Consider the following 11,068-nt stretch of genomic DNA (forward strand, 5'->3'; position numbering starts at 1 on the left):
GCGTTGGGCGAGAGCGGGGCCCGGCGCACGGCCCCGGCCCGCACCGGTTCGGGGTCTCTCACCAACAGTGAGCGCCGGATCGCCGAGCTGGCCGCCGACGGCCGTACGAACACCGAGATCGCCGATCTGCTGCACCTGGCCCGGCGCACGGTGGAGACCCATCTCACCAGTTCCTACCGGAAGTTGGGCATCCAGCGCCGGGGCCAGCTGCCCCGGACTCTGGGGCGGGGCCAACGCCCTTGAGGCGGACGCTACTTGCGGGTGCGGGCGGTCGGTGTGGGCTCCGTGCCCTCCGCACGCACGGTGCTGTGGCCCTTCTTCGGGGCGACGTGCCGGGGCACGACGTCCTGGGGGAAGGTGAGTTGCTGGTTCATCCACTTCAGGGCGGCGGGCATCTCCCGTACCCAGGTGGGGAAGTTGTGGCTGCCCGACTCGGGCAGGATGGACACGACGCGCATGGGCGCCTTGACGGCCTTGATGAAGGCGAGGGTCTGCGGATAGCCGCGCTCGCCGTGCTTGCTCTCGGCGACCAGGACGGAGACCTGGGGTGCGGGCAGGTGCTTCAGCCGCCACATCAGGTCGTGTCCGTTGACCCGGTTGACGCGGCCGAGTCCGCTGCCGAAGAGGTTGCCGGTGGTGGGGTCGTCCTTGACCCGGTAGTCGGGCGAGAGCGCGGCGGCCGTGGTGTACACGTGCGGGTTGCGCATCGTCAGCTGCAAAGCGCAACTGCCGCCGGAGGAATAGCCCATGACGCCCCAGGCGCTGGCGTCGTGGCCGATCCGGTAGGCGGACTTCAGGGCCTGCGGGAGGTCCTTGGCGAGGAAGGTCTCGGTCTGCGGTCCGCCGGGGACGTTCACGCACTCGGTGTCGCGCGGCGGGGCGATCGTGGGCCGGATCATCACCATTATGGTCGGCTGCATCTGACCGTTCTTCTGCAGCTGCCCGGCGGTCTGTGACACCCGCAGGTACTGGGCGAGGTTGAAGATGCTGCCGGGGTAGCCGCTGAGCGCGACGACGACCGGGAAGCGCTGCCTGGCGTACGCCTTCTGGAAGTACTGCGGCGGCAGATAGACGAAGGCCGGGTCGACGACGCCGGTGCGGCGGCCGATGACCTTCACCGACTCCACCTTGCCGTTCACCGCGGGATTGCCGGTGGGCAGTCCGCTGACCCGGTTCAGCTGCTCGTCGGAGGCGGGCTGCACCAGCGCCCCCTTCACGGAGACGCCCGTCGCGCCGTCGCCGTTGTGGTCGGCCGCCTGCGTCACACCGACGGGCGCGGTGTCGGTGTTGCCGAAGAGCTCGTCCCACGATCCGAAGAACTGGTACGAGGAGTTCAGCCAGCACGCGAATGCGGCGATAATCGTGACCTGTGTCACCCCGATGGCCGTCAGCCGCCCGAGCACCTGCCGCACCGTGGGCTTCGCCAGCCGCGGCCATACCCAGACAAGCAGCGCCACGCAGACGACGGCGACGGCCGCCATCACATAAACGGTAGTCTCGCTGGTCAAACCCATGCCACTCAGTCCCCGGTTCCTTGCCTGTGCTCGTTCCTTCACACAGAAGGAGGGCTACGGACCCCTTTGCGTTCCTCAACGAGCGCGAATAGGACAAAGAAGCGGGTCTCTTACCGTTTCCACGGACGACCCCCTCCCCGGTTTCGGGGCGTCCTTCCTGCATCCTTCCGACGGTCGGTCGAGTCGTCCGTAAGACCCACGTAAGGTCCGGCCGTGTCCCGTCGTCCGGCCCGACCCGGTAGGTTTCGCAGCGGCCCGAAGAGGTCGGCTCCGGGGAAAGGAAAGCCATGGCGAAGGAGGACTCCGCCGTCCTGGCCGACAGACTGGCGTCCGCCCGGCTGCAGTACTTCGTCGGCAGGCAACGGGAACTGGCCCTCTTCCGCCGCGCGGCGGCCGGCGAACCCGGTGCCCCGACGGTCATCGTGCTGCATGGACCGGGCGGCATGGGCAAGAGCGCCCTGCTGCAGCGGTTCGCCGCGGAGGCCCGCGCCATGGGCCGGCCGGTCGTGAACGTCGACGCCCGTACGATCGAGCGCTCCCCGTCGGCCTTCGAGGCGGCGACCGCCGAGGTCTTCACCCAGGACAACGCTGTCCTGCTGGTCGACGACTTCGAGCGCTACCAGGACATGGAGGAGTGGATCCGCGACCGCTTCCTCCCCCGCTTACCGGCCGGTGCCCTGGTCGTCGTCGCCGGCCGGCTCGCGCCCGACCCGCTCTGGAAGGCGGACCTCGGGTGGAGCGAGCTGCTGCAGGTCGTGCCGCTCAGGGAGTTGGGGCCCGCGGACTCGGCGGCCCTGCTCACGGCGCAGGGCGCGGACCCCTCGCTGCACGCCGCGCTGCTCGGCTTCGCGGCCGGCCATCCGCTCGCCCTGCGGCTGGCCGCGGAGGCCGCGACGCACGACAGCGCCTCGTCGGACGAGGCGTTCTGGACACCGTTGCGTACGGCCGTCGACCGTCTGCTCACCCACCTGGTCGGCAGGCCGCCGACGCCCGCCCACCGGCGGGCGCTGGAGGTGTGCGGCCATGTCGTGGACACCACGGAGGAACTGCTGCGGGTGGCGCTTCCGGACGAGGACGCCACCGAACTGTTCGCCTGGCTACGGCAGTTGTCCGTCATGAAGTCGGGCCCCTTCGGCGTGTGCCCGTACGACGTGGTCCGGGACGCGCTCGACAGCGACTTCCGCTGGCGCGATCCGGAGCGGTACAAGGCGATGCACCGCGCGCTGCGCCGCCACTTCGTGGAGCGCGTCCGCAACGCGCCGGAGCAGGAGGCCCTGCGGGCCGCCCGGGAGTTCGACCACATCGTCTCCAGGGCGCAGTGGCTGAGGGAGTTCCAGGGCGGCCGGGACGAGGGCGCCGTCGACGAACGGCCGATGCGGCCGGAGGACGCTCCCGCGCTGATCGAGATGACGCGCCGGGTCGAGGGCGAGCACAACTCCCGTGTCGTGGCCCACTGGTTGGGGCGTCAGCCCGAGGCGTTCCATGTCCACCGGCGCCGCAGGACGGGTCAACTGCTGGGATTCATGGCCTGGTTGAGGATCGACGAGCTCGACGACGAGACACGTGCCCTGGACCCCGTGACGGTGGAGGCGTGGGAGCTGGTCTCCGCGATGACACCTCCGCGGCAGGGCGAACACCTCGGTGTGGCGCGGTTCATGGTGCACGAGGAGAACGGGCACCGCCCCTCGCGGTCGTGGGACCTGGTGCGCACGCGGATCGTCTTCGAGCTGCTGCGCGCCAAGCACTGCGCCTGGTCGTGTGTCGTCAGTGCCGAACCGAAGTTCTGGGCACCGCTCATGACGTACCTGGGCATGTTCCGGCCGCCCCGTGAGGCCGCCCGCGCCGAGCCGGACCACGGCCTGTTCTGCCACGACTGGCGGGCGGTGCGGGTGGACGAGTGGGCCGAGGGGATCGACGCGCGGCTGCTCAGCGGGGCACCGGTGGTGGTGCCCGAGGAGCCGAAGTCCCGTCTGTCGACGCTGAGTCGACAGGAGTCGGACGCCGCGGTCCGGGAGGCGCTGCGCAGCTGGCTGGATCCCGGCGGGCTGGCCGACAACCCGCTGCTGCGCAGCCGGCTGGTGCAGGAACTCAGCGAGGGCGACCCGGTGACCGCGCTGCGCGACCTGCTCCGGAAGGCCGTACAGCGTCTCGAATCCCGTCCCCGCACCCGGCACCTGGGCGAGGTGCTGACGGCGACGTACCACTCGACGTCCACCCAGGAGGCCGTGGCACGGAAGCTGAACCTGGCGTTCAGCACCTATCGCAGACATCTGGCCCGTGGGCTGGACGAGGTGCGCGAGACGGTGTGGGACTGGGAGGTGCACGGCCGTATCAGGGCCGAACAGGAGCCGCCGCAAGGGAGTTGAGGGCGCGTACGCGCCCAGGGGGAAGCAGAGCAGTGGCCCCCGGATCACCCGGAGGCCACTGTCGTCGTACCGCCCGTCGTGTTACTCGGCGGGCTTGTAGAACGCGTAGGTGGCGGTGTACTGGACGCTGACCTGGTCCGTGCCCGTGCAGGCGCCGGCCGGGGCGACGCCGCCGTCCGTGCCCAGGCGCTGGATGTAGGAGACGCCGCCGAAGACGCCCGTGCCGCGCGTGGCGGTGGACTTCAGCAGCAGCTCCGGAATGGTGCCGGTCTTGGGCGAGTTGGCGATCGCGGAGCCGTTGACGGCGCTGCCGTCCACGGTGGACACCCACACCGGGCCACGGGAGTGGAGGGCGACGGAGCGGTGCGTGCGGTCGTTCTTGGCCCACAGGGTGGCGGCGGGCTCAAGCAGCGTCCAGGCGCTGTTGGTGCAGGTGTAGGTCTGGACGCCGGCGGCGGAGAAGACGCCGGTGAGCTTGTTGCCGTCGGGGACCTTCAGCGCGTCGGGCACGGTGACACCGAGGCGGACGGGCGACTTGGGGGTGGCGGCCTGGCCGACGGACGCGCTCGCGAGCGTGGCGGCGGCGACGGCGGTGAGGGCCGCGGTGGTGAGGACGAGACGTTTGGCGATCTTCATCGGTATGTCTCCAGAACACTTTCTGAACATGGTCGCGATTCCTGCGACAAGGTCGCGGGTATCCGGACTTCCGGGCCGATCAGATGATCTTCGGCCCCGCTGAGGCAATGTACGGCGGATCAATCGCGGCCAGGTTGCCAACTTCTGATCGACTTATGGCCAGCACTGCTCACCCGCGACGAGCCCCGCCCGCACAGGTATTGCCGACCCGGTTTCCGTTGTCCGGCACGACGCGCGCCGGTCTCCTCTACGGAAGACTCCGCCGGCCGCATCGCCGCGCGGCGGAGATGTGGGTACGGACAGGAGTGTTGAGAGATGCCTCGTAGACAGGCCGCCCTGATCGCCGCAGCGGTCCTCACCTGCCTCGCGGTGGTGACCGGTGTGCTGCTGGCCCGCGCGCAGACAGGGCCGCCGCCGGGAGGCCGTACCGTCGCGGACCCGTCGTCCACGCATGCCACGGCGACCGCCAACTCCCCGTCCCTCCCCCGCCCTTCGCCTACGACGACGTCACCGCGGACCACGTCCTCGCCCTCGCCCACTCCCCACGCACACAAGTCGCCCCACGTCACCGCCTCACCGTCCCGTACGACCGCCGGACGGGCGAAGGCCGTCGGCAAACGGACCGTCACGCTCGTCAACCGTCTCGACCGGACGATCTGGCCCGCGATCGCCGCGGACCCCAAACACCCTGTGGAGGCCACGGGTTGGGTGCTGAAGCCCGGGGCCAGCCTCAGCTTCGCCGTCCCCGACCACTGGGACGTCCGGGTGTGGGCGCGCACCGGCTGCTCCTTCGACGCGGCCGGCGACGGCCACTGCACGACCGGGGACTGCGGCCACTTCCAGTGCGGATCGACCTGGGGTGAATTCCCTTCCACACTGGCCGAGTTCAACCTGAACGCCTGGAACGGCATGGACTTCTACGACGTCAGCCTCGTCGAGGGCAACAACCTGCCGATGTGGATCAACAGTTACGGCGGCTCGTCCACCGACAAGATCGACGCGAACGGCTGCTCCGCCGCCGGGTGCACCCGGGACGCCAACGCGACCTGCCCCGCCGCGTTGCAGCGCGTCCGGGGCGGCCGGGTCGTGGCCTGCCTGAGCGCCTGCCTGGTGTTCAAGACGGACAAGACCTGCTGCACGGGCGCCTACGCGGCGCGCCCCCAGTGCGTCCCCTCGTCCTGGCCCATCGACTCGGCGGCCGTGTTCAAGAAGGCCGAGCCCTTCGCCTACTCCTACGTCAACGACGACGCGACCAGCGTCCTCACCTGCTCGGGAGAGTGCGGCTACCGCATCACCTGGGGAGTGAGCCCCTGACCGCGCACGCGGCCGGGCCGATCAGTCCGCGGACTGGAAGGCCCGGCCCGCCGCGGTCGTCGTCGTGCCGTTCGTGAAGAGCCCGCTGCTCGGCTTCGACGGGTCCGCGCCCAGCCCGAACCACGCGTAACGCTGCACGTAGGACAGGCCGTCGAGCGCCTTGGTGGACGCGGTGACGAAGTCCGCCTGCTGTTGCGCGGACGGGAAGCGGGTGCCCTGGGAGAAGTCGATCAGCGCGTACTCGGTGAGCCAGATCGGCTTGTGGTAGCGCGCGTACACGGCGGCCAGATACGCCTTCAGCTGCTGCACGGCCTGCGGGGTGCGGAAGTCGCCGCCGTACCAGTGCAGGGTGATGAAGTCGACGCGGTAGCCCTTCGCCTCGGCCCCGGACATGAAACGGTCCAGCCAGCCACCGGCCGTGTCCCCGCCGTAGGCGACCGCGGGGCTGCCGAGGATCTTGCCCGCCGCCATGAGCTCGGGCCACAGCTGCAGCGCCTGCTCGACCGTCATGTCCGACTGCTGCGCCATGTCCGGTTCGTTGAACCCCAGCAGATACGGGCCGTACGACCGGGCCTGGGCGAGCGAGGCGTCGGTGACGGACTTCGCCCCCCAGATCATGGGCACGAAGGAGCCCGACGAGGGTGTCGTGATGCCGGAGTGCTGGGTGGACCAGGTGTAGTACCAGCTCGCCCCACTCGCCGCGAGCGCCTGGCTCACCCCGCCGAACGACCAGACCCCGACGCCCTTCTTGGCGCCGGACGCGATGTGCACGGGCGCGGCGGGGGTGTGCTTCGAGGGCGAGGGACTCGGCTTGGCCTTCGGCGTCCGGGACGCGCTCGGAGAGGCCGAGGCCGAGGGCGTGGGACTCGGCGTGACACTGACCACCGGAGCGGGAGACGGCGACGCGACGGCCGTCGTAGGGGAGGAACCGCCCGTCAGCCGGGGCGCGACCAGTGCGGCCACCACGGCGACGGCGACCGCCGCCGAACCACCCACGACCTGCTTCCCGCCGATACGGCCGGACCGGCGCCCGTGTCGCCGACGCGCGCCACCGTGCCCTGAGGGAGCGGTAGTTGGGAAAGCGTTCAGCACGCGGGACACGTCGAACCGGGCCGGCACCGCCACCAGCGGCAGCCCGCTGAGCAGCCGGTCCATCGGGAGCAGCCCCTCGTCCAGCCCCTCGCACACCCCGCATCCGCGGATGTGCCGGGCAAACCGCTTGCGCCACAAGGCACTTGGCGTGCCGTCCCACGTCGAGGCCGTCTCGTCCAGTTCCACGCAGCGCGGCGCGGCCAGCAGCGCCCGCACCACGACCCGCGAGACCTCCATCTGCTTCTTCATGCGCTGCACCCGGACGGAGGCGTGCCGGTCGGAGAGCCCCAACGCACCGGCGAGTTCGGCCCGTTCGAGTTCGCCGGTCTCCTCCAGCCACCACAGAGACAGCAGTTCCTGATCGTCCGGATCGAGCCAGCGGGTGGCCTCGACGACCTCGCGGCGCTGCTCGGTCAGCCCCAGCCGCAGGATGGTCAGCCCGGCGAAGTCGAGAGCGGGGTCGGTGATCGCCTCCGCGTCCTCCAGATGCGCCCTGCGGTCGCGGTCCGTGGCCCGCGCCTGCTCACGGTCCCGTACCTGTCTGATCGTGATGGCCACCAGCCAGGACCGGAACGCGGAGGGATCCCGCAGCTTCGGCAGCCCCCGCACCATGCGCAACAGCGTCTCCTGTACGACGTCATCGACGTCGGCGTGACCGTTCAGGGCCCGGCCGACGATGTTGTAGACCAGCGGCAGGCACTGCGTCAGCAGGTGATCCAGGGCCTGCCGGTCGCCCTCGCACGCGGCCGTCACCACTCCCGCGTCGGGGCCGCTCCTGGGCTTCTTGCGCATCTGGGTTCGTTCCTCCGCGTGTGGTCCGGCCGTGGCATCTCTCTGGTTCGGAGACCGCCGACGCGCGCAGGGACTACAGAAAACAGGACAGCAAAAGAAATCAGCCGGTCGGGTCCGAATTTATGTTGTCGAGCCGCCGCCGAAAAGGTCACCGATAGGCAGGACCGCATCTGGACCGCATCCGAAGAGCATCAGGAAGGCGCGAGGACGATGGCACGAGGACGCAGAAGACTCGGCGCGAGCGCGCCAGGACACCGCCGACGCTGGTGGTACGTCGCGGCAGCCGCCCTCGCGACGGCCGCCACCGTACTGATCGCCTACAGCGTGTGGACGCCGTCCGGAACGGGCGGCACGCGCACGACCGCCCACCAGGACACGGCCGCGCGCCCGGCCGTGTCCCCGAGCGCCTCGTCCTCGCCTTCGCCTTCGCCGTCCGCGAGTCACAGCGCCTCGGCCTCTCCGTCCCCCAAGGCCTCGGTCTCGAAGAAGAGCACGGGCAAGCCCACCACCAAGGCGGTCGAGCCGACACCTCACGCCTCGACGGCCCCCGCCGGCAAGCGTCTGATCACGGTCGTCAACCGCACCCCGAAGACGGTCTGGGCGATCGTCACCAACACCGCCATCTATCCGAAGGGCCGTGAACTCGCCCCGGGCCAGAGCCTGTCGGTGACCGTGGCGAACAACTGGGGCGGCCGGATCTGGGGTCGGACAGGATGCACCTCGACGGCCGCGGGCCACTGTGCGACCGGCGACTGCACCAGCGTGTGCGAGGGCGCCAACCCGCCGACCACACTGGGTGAGTTCACGTTCGACGCGTACGCGGGCATGGACTTCTACGACGTGAGCATGGTCGACGGTTCGAACCTGCCGATGTGGATCAACATCTCGCACACCACCACCGTCGACCCGGTCAGCGCCGGCGGCTGCTACAAGGGCGTCTGCACCTCGGACGTGAACTGCCCGACCGCGATGCGGGCCACCTCGGGCGGGCAGGTCGTCGGCTGCAAGCCGCCCTGCGCGGCGTTCGGCGGCGACACGTACTGCTGTCGCGGTGCCTGGGCGGGCCGCGAGAACTGCGTCCCCGCGAAGTGGCCGGTCGACTACACCCAGGTCTTCAAGCGGGCGGCCCCCTATGCCTATTCGTACGCCTTCGACGACGGGGCGACGATGCCGTGCAAGGGGGCCTGCTACTACAAGGTCACCTTCGGGACGACCGGCTCATAGCTTCAACTCGCGGGTTCGGGCGGTGGGTTCAGCTCGTCGCCTTGTTGCCGGTCGGGCCCACCGCGAACCAAGTGCCGCCGACACCTTGGCCGTTCAGGTCGCCCGGCTTGCTGTCGCCCGAGAAGCGGTAGACGGGCCAGCCGCCGACGGTGATCTGGACCTGGCCGTCCGTGCGGCGGATCGCCCCGACCTCCTTCGGGTTCACGCCCGCCAGGTAGACGTTGCCGCCCTCCTCGATGGTCACGGGCGGCCACTTCACCGCGCAGTCGTCGTTGCAGTTCGACTGGGACGGGGCGGCGGTGTCCTTGTCGAAGCGGTACAGCGCGGCCTGGTTGACGTTGATCAGGTGTGGTGAGGAGAGCGACGCCGAGGTCACCGCCGACAACTGCACCCACTTGGGCGGTGCTTCCTGCACCACGGCCCCGACCACGGTCCCGCCGGTGCCGGTGAGGCCGGCGTCCTTCGCCGTCGAATCGACCACCTGCAGCGCCGAGTTGCCCCCGCCCTGACCCGATGTCGCGGCCGAGGGGGATGCGGAGGGCGATGCCGGAGCGGACGACGACGCGGGGGCCGAGGAGGCGGGGGCCGAACTGTCGCCGATGGAGATCGTCTTGCCGCAGGCCGCGAGGCTCGCCACGCCGCACAGGGCGAGCAGGGATGCGACAACGGCACGGCGCGCGGTGCTCTTGGAGGAGAGCGGGCGGGTCAGGAGCGGGGTCATGTGGGCAACACGAGACAGCCCCCGGCAAAGGTTCAACGGCGGTGAACGATTCGGGCCGCCGACCTCGTGTTCAGGACAGACATCAATCCGTACCGCACCGAAACGGGGGCCCGCAGTGGCGTCGGACGTCAACATCCCCGGGAGTGAACTCAAGGAGGCCCAGGACATGTTGGGCTTCGTGCACGACAACATCGACATCGGACACAACACGTTCGACTTCGACGCGGCCTTCGGGCCCGAGCTCGCCCGTGGCTCCGCCCAGAACTTCGAGAACAAGTGGGACGACGGCAAGGGCCAGTTGCAGAAACAGGTCCTGGGCATCAAGGACGCCATCGGCAGCATCCTGGACTCCTTCGAGAAGACCGACCAGGACGCGGTGTCGAACCTCGACAGCGGGAGCGGCAAGTGAGTACTGCACAGCGTTTTCTGCTGGACATCCCGGACTCCTGGGAGCAGGTCGACCTGAGCGGCGAGGAGTTGGCCCGCACCCGTGCGCAGGCCCTGGCCTCGACCGACGACCCTCGGGAGAAGGCCCGGATCAACGACATGTTCCGGCAGGGCCGGGAGGTGACGAGGGCGGCCCGCCGCTACGGGGCGCTGCTGGCCGCGGGCACGGCGACGATGTACACCGAGGGCCTCTTCATGGCGTACGGCATGGTCTTCGCCGTCAGCACGCCCAAGGGTGAGGAACTCACCCTCCCGGTGCTGTCCGCGCGGCTCGGTGTCTCCTCGGCGAACGGGGTGGCGCCCAAGGACCGGGTCATCACCTCGGCGAAGGTGCCCCACGTGGGCACGGTGGCCCGCGTCACCGGCACCGAGGTGACCCGGCTGACCGGGGACATCGACGTCAAGCTGCTGACGATGCACACCATGATGCCGGTGCCCGGCAGCACGGAGGACTTCCTCGTGGTGACCCTCGCCAGCCCCAACCTGCCGCTGAAGAACGAGGTGTACGACCTTTTCGACGCCATCACCTGCACCTTCCGCTTCGTGACGGACGACGGTGTCCAGGTCTCCCCGGACGGCACCGAGACCGCGGCGAGCGAGGGCGTCGCCGCCTGAGTTTCACGCCGTACGGCATGCCGAAGGGCGGCCGGACCACTTCGGTCCGGCCGCCCTTCGCTGTCAGGTCAGAGTTCCGCTTCCAGCAGCGGCACCTGGACCGAGCGCAGCGTGCCGTCGCCCAGGTGCAGCAGGCCCCGGCCCGGCTGCGGGGCCTGTCCGACGACGCCCCGGCTCAGCTTCACCCCGATGACCTCGCCGTCGCTCAGGCCCTGCGGGGAGAGCAGCATGCCGGTGCGGTTGCGCTTCACCTGGCCCATCCAGCCGGCCAGGCTCAGCGCCAGCGACTCCGCGTTGCCGGCCGCGAGGACGCCCCAGCCGGTGCCCGCGCCGCCGCGGGCGAGCAG

Annotated in this window: 11 protein-coding genes; 6 read left to right on the forward strand and 5 right to left on the reverse strand. The window is 70.2% G+C overall.

The genetic code is table 11. The features are described from left to right. Positions 1–243: response regulator transcription factor (locus R6V09_RS34395; RefSeq protein ID WP_317885381.1), on the forward strand; the 243-nt coding region annotated here is incomplete at its 5' end. Positions 244–251: 8 nt separating this feature from the next. Here R6V09_RS34395 and R6V09_RS34400 read toward each other — a convergent pair. Beyond that, entirely contained in the window at positions 252–1,514 is a 1,263-nt protein-coding gene (locus tag R6V09_RS34400) for an alpha/beta hydrolase (protein WP_317885382.1), read from the reverse strand. Between the two features lie 287 nt (positions 1,515–1,801). Between R6V09_RS34400 and R6V09_RS34405 the strand changes: the two genes are divergently transcribed. Further along, positions 1,802–3,880, forward strand: a complete 2,079-nt coding sequence (locus R6V09_RS34405; RefSeq protein ID WP_317885383.1) for an ATP-binding protein — start codon at positions 1,802–1,804, stop codon at positions 3,878–3,880. A gap of 81 nt (positions 3,881–3,961) precedes the next feature. Here R6V09_RS34405 and R6V09_RS34410 read toward each other — a convergent pair whose 3' ends face one another. Beyond that, positions 3,962–4,516, reverse strand: a complete 555-nt coding sequence (locus tag R6V09_RS34410; protein WP_317885384.1) for a DUF3455 domain-containing protein — start codon at positions 4,514–4,516, stop codon at positions 3,962–3,964. 315 nt (positions 4,517–4,831) lie between these two features. Here R6V09_RS34410 and R6V09_RS34415 point away from each other — a divergent pair, with 315 nt between their 5' ends. Beyond that, positions 4,832–5,830, forward strand: coding sequence for a thaumatin family protein (locus R6V09_RS34415; protein ID WP_317885385.1), 999 nt, complete (start codon positions 4,832–4,834; stop codon positions 5,828–5,830). Between the two features lie 21 nt (positions 5,831–5,851). Here the strand turns inward: R6V09_RS34415 and R6V09_RS34420 are convergent, their stop codons facing one another. Beyond that, on the reverse strand, positions 5,852–7,714 hold the full coding sequence (locus R6V09_RS34420) for a sigma-70 family RNA polymerase sigma factor (protein ID WP_317885386.1): 1,863 nt from the start codon (positions 7,712–7,714) through the stop codon (positions 5,852–5,854). Positions 7,715–7,924: 210 nt separating this feature from the next. Here R6V09_RS34420 and R6V09_RS34425 point away from each other — a divergent pair, with 210 nt between their 5' ends. Then, complete coding sequence (locus tag R6V09_RS34425; protein ID WP_317885387.1) at positions 7,925–8,938, forward strand: thaumatin family protein; 1,014 nt, start codon at positions 7,925–7,927, stop codon at positions 8,936–8,938. Between the two features lie 28 nt (positions 8,939–8,966). On the opposite strand, the gene R6V09_RS34430 is transcribed toward R6V09_RS34425, so the two are convergent. Next, entirely contained in the window at positions 8,967–9,659 is a 693-nt protein-coding gene (locus R6V09_RS34430) for a hypothetical protein (protein WP_317885388.1), read from the reverse strand. A 115-nt stretch (positions 9,660–9,774) separates the two neighbouring features. On the opposite strand from R6V09_RS34430, the gene R6V09_RS34435 reads away from it, so the two are divergent. Beyond that, positions 9,775–10,068, forward strand: a complete 294-nt coding sequence (locus R6V09_RS34435) for a hypothetical protein (RefSeq protein ID WP_317885389.1) — start codon at positions 9,775–9,777, stop codon at positions 10,066–10,068. Beyond that, positions 10,065–10,721, forward strand: coding sequence for a hypothetical protein (locus R6V09_RS34440; protein WP_317885390.1), 657 nt, complete (start codon positions 10,065–10,067; stop codon positions 10,719–10,721). Before R6V09_RS34435 ends, R6V09_RS34440 begins: the two co-directional genes overlap by 4 nt. Before the next feature lie 68 nt (positions 10,722–10,789). On the opposite strand, the gene R6V09_RS34445 is transcribed toward R6V09_RS34440, so the two are convergent. Next, positions 10,790–11,068 (reverse strand): hypothetical protein (locus tag R6V09_RS34445; protein WP_317885391.1); only part of this gene is annotated, 279 nt, incomplete at its 5' end.

Origin of the sequence: Streptomyces sp. W16, from assembly GCF_033194735.1 — a bacterium.
Taxonomy (GTDB): Bacteria; Actinomycetota; Actinomycetes; order Streptomycetales; family Streptomycetaceae; genus Streptomyces.

Bases quoted from the DNA above. Each gene is read 5' to 3' on its own strand.
- R6V09_RS34400 (WP_317885382.1), bottom strand. From the start codon at position 1,514: ATGGGTTTGACCAGCGAGACTACCGTTTATGTGATGGCGGCCGTCGCC.
- R6V09_RS34405 (WP_317885383.1), top strand. From the start codon at position 1,802: ATGGCGAAGGAGGACTCCGCCGTCCTGGCCGACAGACTGGCGTCCGCC.
- R6V09_RS34410 (WP_317885384.1), bottom strand. From the start codon at position 4,516: ATGAAGATCGCCAAACGTCTCGTCCTCACCACCGCGGCCCTCACCGCC.
- R6V09_RS34415 (WP_317885385.1), top strand. From the start codon at position 4,832: ATGCCTCGTAGACAGGCCGCCCTGATCGCCGCAGCGGTCCTCACCTGC.
- R6V09_RS34420 (WP_317885386.1), bottom strand. From the start codon at position 7,714: ATGCGCAAGAAGCCCAGGAGCGGCCCCGACGCGGGAGTGGTGACGGCC.
- R6V09_RS34425 (WP_317885387.1), top strand. From the start codon at position 7,925: ATGGCACGAGGACGCAGAAGACTCGGCGCGAGCGCGCCAGGACACCGC.
- R6V09_RS34430 (WP_317885388.1), bottom strand. From the start codon at position 9,659: ATGACCCCGCTCCTGACCCGCCCGCTCTCCTCCAAGAGCACCGCGCGC.